This is a genomic window from Novosphingobium sp., from assembly GCF_965229225.1.
GTDB lineage: Bacteria > Pseudomonadota > Alphaproteobacteria > Sphingomonadales > Sphingomonadaceae > Novosphingobium.
The window spans coordinates 4,346,754-4,362,014 of sequence record NZ_OZ245867.1; the positions used below are offsets into that span (position 1 = coordinate 4,346,754).

Here is a 15,261-nt window from a genome sequence, read left to right on the forward strand (position 1 = left end):
CAACCCGCGAGGGGTTCCCCTCTCTGACGCTCGGTGACGGTCTCGTCCGGCCCTTGTTTCCGGCATCTGCGGGGATTGTCCCGCACGAGAACGGAGACGACCATGACCCAGGACACGCAAGCCTATCACCGCGACGACATTGCCGTCTGGCCTGATGGCGTCTGGGCGACACTCGGCGAAGTTTGGGCCGGTCATTTCACGCACAGGTCAGACGACTATGAGATCGTGCGCAGTGACGATCATGCGCGGCTCAAGGCGCTGGGCGTCGAGGAAGACCTCGATATCGAGCCCGGGTGAGAGGGAGAGGCTTGGCCGGGAAGGGGGAACCCGGCCGGGCTTAGAGAGAGCGTCCGGCGGGCTTCGCCCTTTCGCGCTCTCCCGGAGACTTGCCCCCATGACCCACACCCTGTCCGACGCGGCGCTTCGCGCCGCGCCCCTCGCGGCTGCACCCGGCCTTGCTCCATCCGGCTTCGCTTCGCAGGGCGTTGCCCTGCTCACCGCCGCGCGTGGCATCCTGCCCAGCCTGGAGGCCGGGCGACCGATCGACGCCGCAACCTTGCGCGCGGCGATGTCGCGAGCCTTTGGCGGGACCGACGCCGAAGGCGCGTGGGACTGGAAGAACGCCTATGATGCCTGCGAGGCCGCCGAGATCCTGTTCCTGCGCCGCTATGGCCAGACGATCATCGGCCGTGCGCCCGCCAGCGCGCTGGCGCTGATCGAACGGATTGCCACCCTGCTGCCGACGCACACCCGCCGCTCTGAAACCTCCCATGCGCTCCAGCAATATTCGACACCGCCCGGCCTTGCCTATGTCGCTTCGGTCGCCGCGGTGCTCGTGCCCGGCGATCATGTGCTCGAACCTTCGGCCGGCACCGGCATGCTCGCCGTCCATGCCCTGCTGGCGCGGGCGGGCCTCACGCTCAACGAGTTGGCCGAGACCCGCGCCGAACTGCTTGGGGCTCTGTTTCCGGGCATCGCCGTCTCGAACCATGATGCCGCGTCGATCGACGACCGGCTGCCCGGCGTCGTGCGCCCGAGCGTGGTGCTGATGAACCCGCCGTTCTCGGCGGTCGCGCATGTCGACCGCACGATGAAGGACGCGGCATTGCGCCATATCGCATCGGCGCTGGCCCGGCTCGAACCGGGTGGCCGGCTGGTCGCGATCACGGGCGCGAGCTGTTCGCCCGATGCGCCGGCCTGGCGCGATGCGTTCGAAACGTTGCAGGCGTCCGCGCGCGTGGTGTTCACCGCCGCGATCGACGGCAAGGTCTATGCGAAGCATGGCACGACCATCGACACGCGGCTGACCGTGATCGACAAGCTCCCGGCCGACGATCCCACGGTGCTGCCGGCGAGCACGGGCATAGCGGCCGATACCGCCACGCTGCTTGGCTGGGTGCTGGAGACCGTGCCGCCGCGGGCACCAGTTACGCCGTCGCCGGCAGCGGTCCTGCCGGTCACCGCATCGGCTTCGCGCGCTCCGGCGAAAGCACCGATCACGGCCACACCTTCGGTTCCCGCCGTCCCGGAGGCCGAAGCGGTCGAACTCGTCTATAAGACGATCGACTGGACGCCGCCCGCCGACCGGCTCGGCGAGAGTATCTATGAGCCTTATGCGCTCCAGTCGCTCGTGATTCCGGGCGCGGGCGCGCATCCGACCCCGCTGGTCCAGTCCGCCGCGATGGCCTCCGTCGCGCCGCCCAGGCCCTCTTACCGGCCGCATCTGCCACCGCAACTCGCCACGCTGGGTATCCTCTCCGACGCGCAGATCGAATCCGTGATCTATGCGGGCGAAGCGCATAGCGGGCATATGTCGGGCGCCTGGAAGGTGGATGCCACCTGCGACGTGGTCACCGCCGCGCCCGAGGATAGCGAGGGTAGTGTCCGCTTCCGGCGCGGCTGGTTCCTCGGCGACGGCACCGGCGCGGGCAAGGGCCGGCAGGTTGCCGCGATCATCCTGGACAATTGGCTCAAGGGCCGGCGCAAAGCCTTGTGGCTATCGGTCTCGGATCGGTTGCTAGAGGACGCGCAGCGCGACTGGACCGCGCTCGGTCAGGAGCGCCTGCTGGTGACGCCGCTCTCGCGGTTCAAGCAGGGCAGCGATATCCGGCTCGACGAGGGCGTGCTGTTCACGACCTATGCGACGCTGCGCTCGGCTGAGCGCGGCGGCAAGAAATCACGGGTCGAGCAGATCGTCGAGTGGCTCGGCACCGAGTTCGACGGGGTGATCGTGTTCGACGAGGCGCACGCGATGGCGAATGCCGCCGGCGGCAAGGGCGAACGCGGCGATGTCGCCCCTTCGCAGCAGGGCCGCGCCGGACTGCGTCTGCAGCATGCACTGCCCAATGCCCGCATCGTCTATGTCTCCGCAACCGGCGCGACCACGGTGCAGAACCTTGCCTATGCCCAGCGTCTGGGCCTCTGGGGGGGCGACGACTTCCCGTTCGCGACGCGCGGGGAGTTCGTCACCGCGATCGAGAATGGCGGGGTCGCGGCGATGGAGGTGCTCGCGAGGGATCTGAAGGCGCTCGGGCTTTATGCCGCCCGTTCGCTATCCTTCGACGGTGTCGAATATGAGATGCTCGAGCACCGGCTGACGCCTGAGCAGGTGCGCATCTACGACAGCTATGCCTCGGCGTTCGAGGTGATCCACAACAATCTCGACGCCGCGCTCGAAGCCGCCGGGGTCACCAGCGCCAGTCACGGCACGCTGAACCGTCAGGCCAAGGCGCAGGCCAAGTCGGCCTACCAAGGCATGCTCCAGCGCTTCTTCAATCATCTCATCACCAGCATGCAGACGCCCGCTGTCATCGCCAGCATCGCATGCGATCTGGAGGCGGGCCATGCCGCCGTGGTGCAGATCGTCTCGACCGGCGAAGCGATGCAGGAGCGTCGTCTCGCCGAAATCCCCGCCGACGAGTGGAATGACGTGTCGGTGGACATCACGCCGCGGGACGGCGTTCTCTCCTACCTGCAGCACAGCTTCCCGGTGCAGCTCTACGAGCCGTTCACCGATGGCGAGGGTAATCTCTCGTCCCGGCCGGTCCATGACGCGGAGGGCAATCCGATCGTCAACCGCGAGTCGGTGCGCTTGCGTGATGCGATGATCGAGCGGCTTGCCGCGCTGCCGCCCGTTCCCGGTGCGCTTGACCAGATCGTGCAGCATTTCGGGACGGAGATGGTGGCGGAGGTGACGGGCCGCTCGCGGCGCGTGGTGCCGAAGCAGCGGGACGACGGCACGGTGCGCTTCGCGGTCGAGAACCGTCCGGCCTCGGCGGCGCTGCTCGAGACCGACGCCTTCCAGAACGATCAGAAGCGCATCCTGATCTTTTCCGAAGCGGGCGGCACGGGCCGGTCCTATCATGCCGATCTCGGCGCGGTGAACCAGCGCCGCCGCGTGCATTATCTGCTCGAAGCGGGCTGGAAGGCGGACGCCGCGATCCAGGGCTTCGGGCGGACCAATCGCACCAATCAGAAGCAGCCGCCGCTGTTCCGGCCGGTCTCGACCGATGTGAAGGCGCAGAAGCGCTTCATCTCGACCATCGCCCGGCGTCTGGACTCGCTGGGCGCGATCACGCGCGGCCAGCGCCAGACCGGCGGGCAGAATATGTTCCGTCCCGAGGATAATCTGGAAAGCTGGTATGCGCGCGATGCGCTGCGCCAGCTCTATGTCCTGCTCGCGCGCGGCAAGGTCGAGGGCTGCTCGCTCGCCCGCTTCGAGGCAGCGACCGGCCTGTCACTGCTCGACAGCGATGGCGGGCTCAAGGATGAGCTGCCCGGCATCAACATCTTCCTGAACCGCATGCTGGCGCTGACCGTCGCGATGCAGAACCTGCTGTTCGAGGCGTTCGAAGGTCTGCTCACTGCCCGGATCGAACAGGCGCAGGCGTCGGGAAGCTATGAGGTGGGCCTCGAGACCTTGCAGGCCGAGAGCTTCCGCGTCGTCGGCCGCGCGCCGATCTACACTCATCCAGGCACCGGCGCACAGACGGCGCTGCTGACGATCGAGCGCAAGGACCGGCTGACCCCGCTGTCGCTGGCCGACGCCCTCGCACAGGCCGAGACAAGCGGCGCGAAGCTGCTGGTGAATGCCAGGACCGGCAAGGCCGCGATCCAGCGCCGGGCGCGCAGCGTGACCGATGATGACGGTGCGATCCATGCGCGCGTGCGCCTGGTCTGGCCACTCACCGACAGCGTGATCCCGGCCGAGATGCTGCTTGCCGGCCACTGGGAGGAAGTGGGGCGCGATGCCTTCAGCGCTGCCTGGGCAGCCGAGCTTGCCGGCTTGCCGAGTCATGAGGTCTCGACGCTGCATATGGTCTCGGGCCTGTTGCTACCGATCTGGAAGTTGCTCCCGGACGAATCGACCCGCGTTTACCGGTTGCAGAGCGATGACGGCGAGCGGATCATCGGTCGGCGCGTCTCTCCGGCCTGGGCAGCGCGCGTCGCCAATGATGACGGCCCGGTCAAGCTGACGGGCGATGAAGCCATGGCGCTGCTGATGTCGGGCGAAGCCGCGCTGCTTCTGGCGCAGAACCAGAAGCTCCAGCGCGTTCGCGCGATGAATGACTGGCGGATCGAACTGACCGGCTTCAACGATCTGGGCGTCGAGCGCCTCAAATCCATGGGCTTGATCTCCGAGATCGTCTCGTGGAAGCTGAAGCTCTATGTGCCGACAGGGGCTGTCGGCGTCGGCGTGCTGGAGCGTCTGTTCGATCGTTTCCCGGTCGAGCGGATCTCCGGGCGCAAGGCCGCCTGAGGAGCCCCATGATGCCCACCAAAATGCTGACAAGTCCGGCCAGCCAGATTGCCGTTGCTCTTGCCGACAACGCCGAGGCCGTGTGTCGCCATTATCTCTCGAAGGGCCATCGTGAAGGCTGCTACTGGCTGGTGGGCGATGTGCGGAACACGCCGGGACGCAGCCTCTATGTCCGTCTCTCCGCGTCCCCAGACGGGCGCGGGGCGGCGGGCAAGTGGACCGATGCGCAAAGCGGCGATCATGGCGACCTGCTCGACGTGATCGCCGCGGCCTGCTCGCATCACAGCCTGCGCGAGACGCTCGACGAGGCCCGGCATTTCCTGAGCCTGCCCATGCCGCCGCCGGTCGAGAACGAGCCGTTCAGACGGAGCAAGGCGCCGACCGGAACGCCCGAGGCCGCGCGGCGGCTTCATGGCGGATCGAAGCCGATCGGCAGCAGCCTGGTCCGAACCTATCTCGCGTCCCGGCACATCACGAATCTCACGGGGTGCGAGGCGCTGCGCTTCCATCCGCATTGCTGGTATCGGGCATCGGACGACGACCTCCCCGATGTTCGTCCCGCATGGCCGGCGATGATCGCTGCGGTCACCGATCTCGATGGCAGCATCACCGGAGCGCATCGCACCTGGCTCGCGCTCGACGGCTCCGCCAAGGCGCCGGTCGCCTATCCCCGCCGCGCCATGGGCGACCTGCTCGGAAACGGGGTGCGGTTCGGGCGTGCCGGCGCGGTGATGATGGCCGGCGAAGGCATCGAGACCATGCTGTCGCTGCGCCAGGTCATGCCGGTGATGCCCGCGATCGCCGGGCTCTCCGCCGCCCATCTCGCCGCCATCCTGTTCCCGGCAGGGCTGAAGCGCCTCTATGTCGCGCGCGACGACGATCCTGCCGGCGCGGGGGCGTTGAAGACATTGACCCAGCGAACGATCCCGGCGGGGATCGAGATCGTGCCGCTTGAACCGAGGCTCGGCGATTTCAACGACGACCTTATGGCCTTCGGGCGGGAGCGTCTGGCGGCAGGGCTTCGAGGTCAACTGCGGGCCGAGGATGCCGCGCGCTTCCTGACGCTCGGTTGAGGAGCAGCGGATCACCGTCTGCGCTGGTGGATCATCGCCATCGGCTCCGGCCTTTAGGAGACGCCACGCCACCGGCCTTCGGGAGAGGGCGACTGCGGCAGTCGGCCCGGGACGGCAATGGCTGCGCGGGGGGCTATTTTCCGCCGGGGCTGAAGCCCCTTTGCATCGCGAGGCAAAATAGCCCCCGCTGCGCCATCCTCCGCTTTGCTCCGGCCGCACCCCAGGGGCTGCGGTGCAGTCCCGTTCCGCCCGCCGCTGGCCGTCGCCACGAAGGCCGCGAGAGGCGCGGCTGACAGGCACGGAAGACTTTCGATGACGCATGATGACCAGCCCCAGGATCCGCAGCCCGGCTCCACCGCCTATCTCCTTCAGGAAATGCAGCTTTACGGCTACCGGCCCTATGATGATGAACCCGATCATCGCCCGCTGCCCGACGACCGCATCGCCGGCGGCGCGGTCGCCGAAATGTTCGATGCCCTGGTCTCCTGCCTGATCGACACGCGAATCGAACCCGACCTTGAGGATCTCGCCTGGGGCATCGTCAATGTCTTCCACCGCGCCGGCGAACGTGTTGAACGCGAGCTTGACGACAATGAACAGGCGCAGAAGCGCATGCAGCGCGAACAGGATGGCAGCGAGGTCAAGTCGGTCGAGCTGGAACGCGCGATCGCCGAAGGCATCACCATGATCGAACGCCGCGACACGATGGAGTTTTTCCGCGATGCCGCCGCCGACCAGTTCCGCATCCATCTGCGCAAACCCTGGCTTCCCCGTTCCGGGCCGATGGTCAACCACAAGGCGCTGACCTCGGCGGTGCTCGACAGCCGCAAGCATGTCGAGAAGCGCGGCTATCAGAAGCAGCGGCTGCTCGATCCCGAGGGAGTACGCATCGTCTTCACTTGCGGCGCCGACTACAACGATCACCAGCGCATCTATAAAGTGCTCGATAAGGTCCATCAGCAACTGCCGACGATGATCCTCAGGCACGGCGCGACCTCGACCGGCGGAGAACGCATCGCCGCCTGCTGGGCACGTGATCGCAATGTGCCGCAGGATCCGTACCGTCCCGACTGGAACCGGCACAAGAAGGCCGCGCCGTTCAAGCGCAACGATGTGATGCTGGCGGACATGCCCAAGGGCGTGATCGTCTTCCCCGGCACCGGCATCCAGGACAATCTCGCCGACAAGGCCCGCAAGCTCGGCATCCGCGTCTGGGATTTCCGGAAACGGGCCGGGTGATCCGGAATTTGAAACGAAACAAGAACGAAAATCTTGCGCTCATGAACGTCGATGCCCTATCTCATATATCTGCCGCACGGGCTGGCGGACTCTAGCAGGGGATTTTCGATGACGGGCAAGGCTGCTCGCAACGCCGAGCTTGAAAGGCTTCATAGCGAAGGCGCCAGTTATGCAGCGCTCGGTCGCCAGTTCAACCTGTCGCCTGCGCGCGTGACACAGGTGATCGCGAGGGTGAGGCGCATGCGCAAAACCACGGCGCTGCGTCTGGATGCCCCTTTGCGTCACACGACATGAGCGTCCTGTTCACGCCACCTGATAGGCAACCACGCTGCCTCTGGTGCGCGGCGTCGAACGACTATATCGCCTATCACGACAGCGAATGGGGTTTTCCGGTCGATGACGATCGCCGCCTGTTCGAGAAATTGAGTCTGGAGGGCTTCCAGTCCGGCCTGTCCTGGCGGACCATTCTCACCAAGCGCGAGAATTTTCGTGCGGCCTTTGACGGGTTCGATATCGACAGCGTAGCGGCCTTCGATAAGGCCGACGTCGAACGCCTGCTGCAGGATGCGGGCATCGTGCGGCATCGCGGCAAGATCGAGGCGGTGATCAACAATGCCGCCCGGGCGCAGGACCTCGTGCGCGAGGCCGGATCGCTTGCTGCCTATGTCTGGAGCTTCGAGCCGCAGGGCGCGGATATCCCGTATCTCGCCTCAACCTCGCCTGCGTCCATTGCGATGTCGAAGGATCTGAAGAAGCGCGGCTGGGCTTTTGTCGGTCCGACTACGGTCCATGCCTTCATGCAGGCGATGGGCCTCATCAACGATCATGCGCAAGGCTGCGTCACCCGCGCGAAAGCGCAGCGCGCCCGTGAGGCGTTCCGGCGGCCGGGCTGAGCGGATCTTCCCGAATATCGTCCGGCCCGGCCCATGGCGATGGCGCGATGCAGCCGAACCCGATGCGGCACGAACAGCGGTACGATCGCCGAAGGTCTGCGGGAAAGCGTTGCGCCGCAACCTGGCGACGCGCCGCGCCTGATGCGCGGCGGGCTGATGCGATGCCCCTGGGGCGGCGGTGGGAAGGCCTGCAATTCTGGGGCTGAGGCGTGCGATAGGCATGCGCCACTGCAACCGATCTTCAGACAGGTCGGCTATGGCCACAGCGGACTTTCTCCGGGCTGCTGGAGACCAACCCCTCTTTTGTCGCCTGATACGAGCCTCGGCCGCCTTGTTCCGTCAACCCGCAAGGGGTTCCCCTGCGCTGACGCTCCGGTGACGTCGGCATCCGGTCTCTCCTGTGGGCGCCATCGGGGATGGTCCCCGAGCAACCACAAGGAGTTTTCGTCATGGCCACGATCGCCAACCTCACCGTGAAGAATGACGGCAGCATGGAGGGCATGCTCGCCACCCTGACCGTCCAGGCCCCGATCGCCATCGTCCCCAACGGCCGCAAGGTGAAGGACAGCGAGCCCGACTACCGCATCTTCAGCCGTAAGACCGGATATGAGCTGGGCGGCGGTTGGAACCGCTTCTCGCAGACCACCGGCGCCGAATATACTTCGGTGTCGATGATGGCGCCGGAGTTCGACGCTCCCATCTACGGCAATATCGCCAACGCGCCGGGCGACGATCCGACGAAGAAGGTCATCATCTGGAATCCGCCGGCCTGACCCCCAGGGCCTGCGGCGGCCCCGCCTTCGGGTGGGGCCGGAACCTTGCCCTTGGTTCTGCATCGCCATTGTAAAGCCCGGCGGCCGTTCAACCGGAATGGCCGCCGGGCCGAGATTTCTTCTGCCGCGCCATGAATTTCTGGACAGCGGGATGCATGGATTCATACAGGGCCGGCTCGGAATCGCGGGTCCATTTATCGTTAAAGACCAGCGGCTCGTTCCGCTTCCAGGCATCGATGTCATAGCCTTCGGCGCGCAGGGCGGCTTCGGCGATGTCCGATAGCTCGAGTTCAGCCGGCCTCATATGCGCGAACATGATCGTCGGCATCGCTTCTGCCGACTGCAGGCGATAGCCGCGGCTATTGGCGCGCAAGACCGCTTTCGGCTTGTTGTGCCCCGCCGCGACCTCCCGGCGGATGGTGTCGTAGGTCATGATGGTGAGATCGCGTTCGGCGCCATAACCGGCTAGCCGCAATTTGCGTGCATCATGATGCTCAAATTCCGCCGAGCGACCGATCACCAGCACGTAGCGGACCGACAGCCGGTGCTGCGCCATCGGCGCAGGCACCATCAACGGACGCAGCTTGTCGCGCAGGCGATCGGGATGTTGATGGACATAGTCGCGCCAGACGTCGACTTGCGCGACCGCGTCGTTGAATTCGGTGCTGAAGGCAACATTCTTGCTGGAATTCTTGAAGATCGGCTTGCTGCTGTCTTCCAGTTCCACCAGCACCAGGCGCCACTCGATGCTGGATTTGGTCAGATAAGCATAATCGGTCGATCGTTCGCCGACGGGAAACTTGGCGATCACGCTGTTCATGTGGACCCGATGGTTGAGCATGTCCGGCGTCGGCATGAACATCGTGTTCGCCTCGAGAAATGCCTGAATGGCGTTCTCGTTCGCTTTCGGTGACGCAATCAGCTCGTCGAATTCGGCCAGCCTGGTTTCAATCTCGCAAGATAAGGATTTCGGCAAGCCCATTGTCTCCCTGAACTGGTCATGCGGTCATCCTGAATCTGTACGCGGCTCGCGCATGTGCTGACCATCAGATTCTTTGCGCCATAAGCGAGCGACCGGGCGGCGCGGCATGGGGCCTGCCCGTAACGCAAAAGTCCAACCTCGCTCGTGTGTCGGCGCTGATCCCTGTGGCCGAAGTCCGGCCTCCTTCAATCAACCCGCAAGGGGTCCGCTACGCAAGCGTGCGGCCGCTTGGGACATGTCCCGGCGCGGTGATTGCGGCCAGCCCCCGGCCGGCGGGGCACCTGTCGAGCGGAGGATGGTCTTCCGCTCCTTCCGACAGGAGTATAGTCCATGCCGCTCAAGACCGCCCAGTCGCTCGCCTGGAACCTCGCCAAGACGCTGATGACGATCATGGTCATCGTGCGGACCGGCAATGGCTATGCGGTGATGCCCTGGGACGAGTTCGACGGCAATCCGGCCGAACTGGTCCGCGAATATGATCCCTTTTCCTGATCGAAAAGGCGACCCTGCCTTGTCGAAGCGACGCAATATCTGTTTCGCTTCGGCCCTTCAGGCGCTATGTTGCTTCTTGCAAGACAAGCGCTGTGGAGGTGGTGGCGGGCGCGTCCGACGATCATTCGTCATGCAAAGGACGCTATCCATGACCATCTTTCTCGTTCTCGGCCTGTTTGCCGGCCTCTATATGCTCTGGCTGCTCTTCAGCCTCGCCGTCTATGCACTGCCCCTCTACGCTGGCATCGGCCTTGCCTTCTGGATGCACGGGGCCGGCTGCGGCTATGCGCCCGCGATCCTTGCCGGCTTTGCGGCCGGGTTCGCGACGCTGTTCGCCGGGCAATTGCTCTTCGCGCTGTCGGGCTCGCCGCTGTTGCGGCTCGCGCTTGCGCTTCTCTTCGTCCTGCCAGCGGGCATTGCCGGCTATCAGGCCGTCCATGGTGTGTTGGGCCTCGCGATCGATCCCGGTGCGACGCTCACCATTCTGAGCGGTCTGGGCGCCGCCCTGATCGCGGGCACCGCCTGGACCCGGCTGACCGGCTTCGAGCCGGGCGGACAGGTTCAGCAGCCCATGATGCCATCGCTTCCCGCCGCCGAATAAGGCGGCGCGAGAGGGCACGGAGGGATCGCGGCAAAGCCGACAGGCCGGTCATTGGCTGCATTCCGGGCGGCAGGCCCGATGTCTTCCACAGTGACGCGGTGGCTGGACGCGACGGGCGTCCCTGTCCGGTGCCAAGGAAGGCTTAACCCATGTACCGGGGCATCCGTTGTCTCCTGGTTACCCGACCTCCAGATGCCGGAATCGCCAGCCTGTTGGCGCCTTTGCCCGCCCGCGCCAGAGCGGCCTCGGTTCGATGCGCGTCATGCCGACAGGATCGCGTACCGCTCGACGGGCTTGCCGCAACGGCCTTCCGCCCATTTTCTTCCCCCGGCGTGCCGCCGTTCCTCGCGGATCCAAGAAAATCGGCAGCCGGCCGTCCTTCGCTGCGCTGCGGGCCGAAGGCTGCGGCGCCCGTCGCCTGCCGGCTCCCCTTGCGCATCGAGGCCGCGATGGTCGCGGGCTCGAAGCAAAAGGAACAAAGGCAATGGCAAAGATCGGCAGCTTCAAGAAGGTCTCGGGTGAACTCAAGGGCGACATCGTCACGCTCGGGCTTCAGGCCAAGGCGGTTCGTTTCGTCCCGGACAGCGAGGCCAGCGGCAACGCGCCCAGCCACCGCATCTATGTGGGAGACGCCGAAGTGGGCGCCGCCTGGGAGAAGCGGACCAGCGACGACCGCCCCTATCTCTCGGTCAAGCTCGACGATCCCAGCTTCGTCGCCCCGATCTTCGCGCAGCTCTTCGCAGCAGAAGACGGCGGCTATGATCTGGTCTGGAACCGGCAGACCCGCCGCGCGCGGGACTGAGCCGGACAGGGCGCCACCCGGCACCGGCCGGGTGGCGCCCCGACGCGTGCAGCGTTCAAGGTCAATCGTCGGGCCGCACCAGATCGATATGGCTGACGCCCAATGCACGGGACAATTCATACAGGATGATGACAGAGCGTGGCCGGCGCTATGCCTCATGACCGGGTGGGGAGAAGCGAACCAGCAAATCAGAAGCTTCTACGCCCAATTCCCGTGCAAGCCGGTCGACCACCTCGATGCTGGCGGCATAGACGCACCGCTCCAGCGCACTGATGTAGGTGCGATCTATCTGCGCTCGATGGGCAAGTTCTTCCTGCGACAAGCGAGCAGCTCGCCGATATTTGAGCAGGTTGGCGGCAAAGGTTTCCCGGATTTCCATGACCGGAAACACGCACTCTTGAAGAGTATTTAACCACGGAGTATTCTCTACATGACGCGCTGAAAGCCAGTGTGCCGCATGGCTGTCGTTGTTGGAAGATGAACGGATTATGTCGGTAAATACCGAACTCGGCGACGGTTCTTGAGCTCTTTCCCGCTTGTTGCCGTGATCGAAGCGAAGCGCGACCTTCACGTCGGTTCGCCTTCTTCCAACATTTTTGGCCCAGTCCGCAAATTACCGACAAAATGCGGTCCGCTAAGAAACTCGAAAAGCTCAGCTTTTTGGCGACGGAGATTAGAGAAACTCCCAACACCGACAATGGCTATCGGGAGGGGCTCTCGTGGATTCTGCCAGTAAGAATGAGGCCAGGCTGGAGATTTTCTTGCTGAACCTGATCGCGATGGCAGTCAGGCGACTCGCGCGAGACGCCGGCGAGGCTCCCCTCACGTCATCGACAAATAATTTGGCCACCGGGTTCGAGGCCTTAACCCTCTCTAAATCCGTGAAAACTAGCATCCGGCGAAAGAGTCGTCCGGGCGCTGTCAAGGCGCTAAAATCAATCGATCCAAAATGGATGGTTCACAGAGGCGAGGAAATGGCACGCGTCTGGCCGCGTGGCGCACGGCATGACGCGTCAGCCTTGGGGTGAGGGAAGGATGTCTGCACATGTCGATCGTGCCTTTCGAGGACACTCCGCCGGGCAGTGATGTGCTCACCGCTTATGATCTCGCGCATCTCGACACCTATATCCAGTTGCTCGATGCGGAGAAGGCGCCGGGCACGTCCTGGCAGCACACAGTGGAAACCCTGTTCGGAATCGACGCCGCGCGCGAGCCCGTCCGCGCACATCAGGTTCATGAGGCCCACCTTGCTCGCGCCCGCTGGATGACCGAGGTGGGCTACCGGCAACTGGCCGCACTGGAAATGCGGCGTAGCGAATCGCCGAAAAAGGACTGAAACAGTCCTTCCCGTAGCGTCCCTGACGCCTCGAGGCGCATTATTCGCCTTTCCCGTGACGCGATAGCCTGCCTTCCCAAAAAGATAAGGGAGGGGACCATGTCGCCAGCCGACGCCTGGCGCGCGGAGGAACCCGCGCGTCTTCCCGACAATGCCGATATCGGCATCGCCGCTTTCGAGTTTCTGCGGCGCAATCCTGCATACCACCATGATTTCGATCAAATCGCCCGCCGGAAAAATCCCGATCGAAAGGAGGAAGCCGTCACCGCCCAGCGGTGGGGGCTGCGATTTCCTGGTCGATCCATCCCGGCCGGCACCTGACCGCCGCATCATCTGGCGCGCTGACGTCAATCGCTTCACCGTGCTGATCGGCCGCATGCCGGCGCTCTTCGCCGGCGTGGCGCCGATCGAACTGGGCAGGTTGCAGGGCCTGACCATCGTCGAGGAGGGCGAGGACGGTCTCCATGCCATGATGGGCGAGCGCGAGACGATCGTTCATCTGCGCATCGAGCCCGATGCGGATCGCTGGGGTTCGATCCTGCTGCCCTTCGAGCCGTCGAACCGTACACGCGCCCGCACCGCCCAATGGCTGATGGCGCGGATCGGCGGCGAGATGCGGGAGCCTTCTCCCGAAGGGCTTTGGGATACGCTGGCACGACGATCGCATCTCCATATCCTCCTGCGCCTGCTCGATGGCGCGCGTCTTGGCATTCCCTTGCGCGACATGGCCGCAGTGCTCGTCGATCCGTCCTGCGCCCGCATTACGTCAGGCGACTGGGTCGACAGCGCCGAGCGCAAGCGCCTGCGCCGCTGGCTCGCCGAGGCCATGCGACTCGTCGAAGGAGGATATCGCACCCTGCTGGGCGGCCCATAGGGACATAATTTCTTTTTTTGTCTGTCCCTTCTTCGACGCCATCGCGCTCGCCAATCCTGCCCTCCTCATCGCCGGTCAGCGCCGTTGCTGCCGGCTCTTGTCAGGAGGACGATCATGGAGCCCGAGCCCACCGCCGCTCGCCCACGCTATCTCGCCGAGCCCAATCCGGCCGCGATCGTGCGGCCGCGCTATCTGAAGACCCCCGATGCCGCGACGCATCTCGGTCTTTCTCCCCGCACCCTCGAAAAGCATCGCTGCTTTGGCACCGGCCCGGTCTATCGCCGGCTGGGCGGTCGCATCGTCTATGCGATCGACGATCTTGACGCCTGGGCGGCGCGGGGAACGCGCAAATCGACCTCCGATCCCGGCGTCGGCACCGTCCTGCCCGCGCAGCGCCGGTTCCGGCAGGATTGACCGGCGATGTCGCGCGCCGTTTCCCCCCTCTCCGGCGAACGCGCCCAGCTCGACCTGTTCCGGTCGGTGCCGGGCGACATCGCCCCGCGCGATGCGCAGGATCTCATGTCCTGGCCCTTCTTCAGCCTCGCCAAGCGCAAACGCACCGCGCCCATCGATTTCCGGATGGGCGAGACATGGATCTCGGTCGAGGCGGTGCCGGAACACGGGATGGCGACCATCTGGGACGCGGATGTCCTGATCTGGGCGGCGAGCCAGATCGTCGAAGCGCGCGATGCCGGCCGCCCGACCTCACGGCTGATGGTCACGACCCCCCATGAAATCCTCGCCTTCACAGGCCGCAGCATCGGGCGCGATCATTATGACCGCCTGAAGGCCGCGCTGGACCGGCTGCAGTCCACCACGGTCGCCACGTCGATCCGCCAGCAGCACCAGCGCCGCCGTCATCGCTTTTCCTGGATCAACGAATGGCGCGAACTGGCCGATGGCCAGGGGCGACCGCTCGGCATCGAACTGATCCTGCCCGACTGGTTCTATGCTGGCGTCGTCGATCGCGCGCTCGTGCTGACCATCGACCGCGCCTATTTCGATCTCACCGGTGGCCTGGAACGCTGGCTCTACCGCATCGTGCGCAAGCATGGCGGTCATCAGCCTGGCGGCTGGAGCTTCGACATCGCGCATCTGCATCTCAAGTCAGGTGCGCTCTCGCCATTGAAGCAATTCGCGTTCGAGGTGCGCGGTATCGTCCGCCGACAGGCGCTTCCCGGTTATATCCTCACCATCGAATATGGCTTCGGCCGCGAGCGGCTGAACTTCGTCGCCGCCCCGGTTGATCCGCTCGACCGCGCCATGCGCCGGCTCAAGCTCAGGCCTGTGGATAACCGGCCATGAGACATGGCCTATTAAAAACCGCGCGACCTGGCCGATTGAAAACCGTCCGCTTGGCCTATCAAAAACCTCAAGCCCGCGCGACTCGCAGGAAATCTGCGACGAATCCGCCCCTTCTAACGGTGCTAACAATAG

At 65.0% G+C, this 15,261-nt stretch carries 17 protein-coding genes; 15 read left to right on the forward strand and 2 right to left on the reverse strand.

Annotation, left to right across the window (positions count from 1 at the left end; translation table 11 throughout):
- Nucleotides 1–102: 102 nt before the first annotated feature.
- From ACO06X_RS20410 to ACO06X_RS20440, 7 genes are all read left to right on the forward strand, one after another.
- The gene (locus ACO06X_RS20410; RefSeq protein WP_087573793.1) at nt 103–297 is read left to right on the forward strand and encodes a hypothetical protein; all 195 of its coding nucleotides are present in this window, start codon (nt 103–105) and stop codon (nt 295–297) included.
- Nucleotides 298–394: 97 nt separating this feature from the next.
- Nucleotides 395–4,759, forward strand: coding sequence for a strawberry notch-like NTP hydrolase domain-containing protein (locus ACO06X_RS20415; RefSeq protein ID WP_087573794.1), 4,365 nt, complete (start codon nt 395–397; stop codon nt 4,757–4,759).
- An 8-nt stretch (nt 4,760–4,767) separates the two neighbouring features.
- Complete coding sequence (locus ACO06X_RS20420) at nt 4,768–5,832, forward strand: DUF7146 domain-containing protein (RefSeq protein ID WP_176392283.1); 1,065 nt, start codon at nt 4,768–4,770, stop codon at nt 5,830–5,832.
- A 312-nt stretch (nt 5,833–6,144) separates the two neighbouring features.
- Complete coding sequence (locus ACO06X_RS20425; RefSeq protein ID WP_087573795.1) at nt 6,145–7,071, forward strand: DUF2493 domain-containing protein; 927 nt, start codon at nt 6,145–6,147, stop codon at nt 7,069–7,071.
- A 51-nt stretch (nt 7,072–7,122) separates the two neighbouring features.
- Complete coding sequence (locus tag ACO06X_RS20430) at nt 7,123–7,365, forward strand: hypothetical protein (RefSeq protein ID WP_087573796.1); 243 nt, start codon at nt 7,123–7,125, stop codon at nt 7,363–7,365.
- Nucleotides 7,362–7,964 (forward strand): DNA-3-methyladenine glycosylase I, encoded by a 603-nt coding sequence (locus ACO06X_RS20435; RefSeq protein WP_087573797.1) that lies wholly within the window; start codon nt 7,362–7,364, stop codon nt 7,962–7,964. Before ACO06X_RS20430 ends, ACO06X_RS20435 begins: the two co-directional genes overlap by 4 nt.
- Before the next feature lie 449 nt (nt 7,965–8,413).
- Nucleotides 8,414–8,737: a DUF736 domain-containing protein gene (locus ACO06X_RS20440; RefSeq protein WP_087573798.1), complete on the forward strand. Its 324-nt coding sequence runs from the start codon at nt 8,414–8,416 to the stop codon at nt 8,735–8,737.
- 88 nt (nt 8,738–8,825) lie between these two features.
- Here the strand turns inward: ACO06X_RS20440 and ACO06X_RS20445 are convergent, their stop codons facing one another.
- A complete protein-coding gene (locus tag ACO06X_RS20445) occupies nt 8,826–9,719 on the reverse strand; it encodes a Shedu immune nuclease family protein (protein WP_087573799.1) in 894 nt (297 codons plus the stop codon).
- A 330-nt stretch (nt 9,720–10,049) separates the two neighbouring features.
- Here ACO06X_RS20445 and ACO06X_RS20450 point away from each other — a divergent pair, with 330 nt between their 5' ends.
- From ACO06X_RS20450 to ACO06X_RS20460, 3 genes are all read left to right on the forward strand, one after another.
- On the forward strand, nt 10,050–10,211 hold the full coding sequence (locus ACO06X_RS20450; RefSeq protein ID WP_176392285.1) for a hypothetical protein: 162 nt from the start codon (nt 10,050–10,052) through the stop codon (nt 10,209–10,211).
- A 148-nt stretch (nt 10,212–10,359) separates the two neighbouring features.
- A complete protein-coding gene (locus tag ACO06X_RS20455) occupies nt 10,360–10,812 on the forward strand; it encodes a hypothetical protein (RefSeq protein ID WP_087573800.1) in 453 nt (150 codons plus the stop codon).
- 484 nt (nt 10,813–11,296) lie between these two features.
- Nucleotides 11,297–11,614: a DUF736 domain-containing protein gene (locus ACO06X_RS20460; RefSeq protein WP_087573801.1), complete on the forward strand. Its 318-nt coding sequence runs from the start codon at nt 11,297–11,299 to the stop codon at nt 11,612–11,614.
- A gap of 148 nt (nt 11,615–11,762) precedes the next feature.
- Here the strand turns inward: ACO06X_RS20460 and ACO06X_RS20465 are convergent, their stop codons facing one another.
- Nucleotides 11,763–12,185, reverse strand: coding sequence for a helix-turn-helix domain-containing protein (locus ACO06X_RS20465; RefSeq protein WP_254911426.1), 423 nt, complete (start codon nt 12,183–12,185; stop codon nt 11,763–11,765).
- 474 nt (nt 12,186–12,659) lie between these two features.
- Here ACO06X_RS20465 and ACO06X_RS20470 point away from each other — a divergent pair, with 474 nt between their 5' ends.
- From ACO06X_RS20470 to ACO06X_RS20490, 5 genes are all read left to right on the forward strand, one after another.
- Nucleotides 12,660–12,950, forward strand: coding sequence for a DUF2285 domain-containing protein (locus tag ACO06X_RS20470; RefSeq protein ID WP_087573803.1), 291 nt, complete (start codon nt 12,660–12,662; stop codon nt 12,948–12,950).
- Between the two features lie 99 nt (nt 12,951–13,049).
- A complete protein-coding gene (locus ACO06X_RS20475) occupies nt 13,050–13,271 on the forward strand; it encodes a transcriptional regulator domain-containing protein (protein WP_366484225.1) in 222 nt (73 codons plus the stop codon).
- 55 nt (nt 13,272–13,326) lie between these two features.
- Nucleotides 13,327–13,824, forward strand: coding sequence for a DUF2285 domain-containing protein (locus ACO06X_RS20480; protein ID WP_421837921.1), 498 nt, complete (start codon nt 13,327–13,329; stop codon nt 13,822–13,824).
- A gap of 114 nt (nt 13,825–13,938) precedes the next feature.
- Nucleotides 13,939–14,238, forward strand: coding sequence for a helix-turn-helix transcriptional regulator (locus ACO06X_RS20485; protein WP_087573805.1), 300 nt, complete (start codon nt 13,939–13,941; stop codon nt 14,236–14,238).
- 6 nt (nt 14,239–14,244) lie between these two features.
- Nucleotides 14,245–15,129 (forward strand): replication initiator protein A, encoded by an 885-nt coding sequence (locus ACO06X_RS20490; RefSeq protein WP_087573806.1) that lies wholly within the window; start codon nt 14,245–14,247, stop codon nt 15,127–15,129.
- Nucleotides 15,130–15,261 lie beyond the last annotated feature (132 nt).

Coding starts and splice junctions, on each gene's coding strand:
- ACO06X_RS20410 (WP_087573793.1), top strand. CDS start 103: ATGACCCAGGACACGCAAGCCTATCACCGCGACGACATTGCCGTCTGG.
- ACO06X_RS20415 (WP_087573794.1), top strand. CDS start 395: ATGACCCACACCCTGTCCGACGCGGCGCTTCGCGCCGCGCCCCTCGCG.
- ACO06X_RS20420 (WP_176392283.1), top strand. CDS start 4,768: ATGATGCCCACCAAAATGCTGACAAGTCCGGCCAGCCAGATTGCCGTT.
- ACO06X_RS20425 (WP_087573795.1), top strand. CDS start 6,145: ATGACGCATGATGACCAGCCCCAGGATCCGCAGCCCGGCTCCACCGCC.
- ACO06X_RS20430 (WP_087573796.1), top strand. CDS start 7,123: ATGCCCTATCTCATATATCTGCCGCACGGGCTGGCGGACTCTAGCAGG.
- ACO06X_RS20435 (WP_087573797.1), top strand. CDS start 7,362: ATGAGCGTCCTGTTCACGCCACCTGATAGGCAACCACGCTGCCTCTGG.
- ACO06X_RS20440 (WP_087573798.1), top strand. CDS start 8,414: ATGGCCACGATCGCCAACCTCACCGTGAAGAATGACGGCAGCATGGAG.
- ACO06X_RS20445 (WP_087573799.1), bottom strand. CDS start 9,719: ATGGGCTTGCCGAAATCCTTATCTTGCGAGATTGAAACCAGGCTGGCC.
- ACO06X_RS20450 (WP_176392285.1), top strand. CDS start 10,050: ATGCCGCTCAAGACCGCCCAGTCGCTCGCCTGGAACCTCGCCAAGACG.
- ACO06X_RS20455 (WP_087573800.1), top strand. CDS start 10,360: ATGACCATCTTTCTCGTTCTCGGCCTGTTTGCCGGCCTCTATATGCTC.
- ACO06X_RS20460 (WP_087573801.1), top strand. CDS start 11,297: ATGGCAAAGATCGGCAGCTTCAAGAAGGTCTCGGGTGAACTCAAGGGC.
- ACO06X_RS20470 (WP_087573803.1), top strand. CDS start 12,660: ATGTCGATCGTGCCTTTCGAGGACACTCCGCCGGGCAGTGATGTGCTC.
- ACO06X_RS20475 (WP_366484225.1), top strand. CDS start 13,050: ATGTCGCCAGCCGACGCCTGGCGCGCGGAGGAACCCGCGCGTCTTCCC.
- ACO06X_RS20480 (WP_421837921.1), top strand. CDS start 13,327: ATGCCGGCGCTCTTCGCCGGCGTGGCGCCGATCGAACTGGGCAGGTTG.
- ACO06X_RS20485 (WP_087573805.1), top strand. CDS start 13,939: ATGGAGCCCGAGCCCACCGCCGCTCGCCCACGCTATCTCGCCGAGCCC.
- ACO06X_RS20490 (WP_087573806.1), top strand. CDS start 14,245: ATGTCGCGCGCCGTTTCCCCCCTCTCCGGCGAACGCGCCCAGCTCGAC.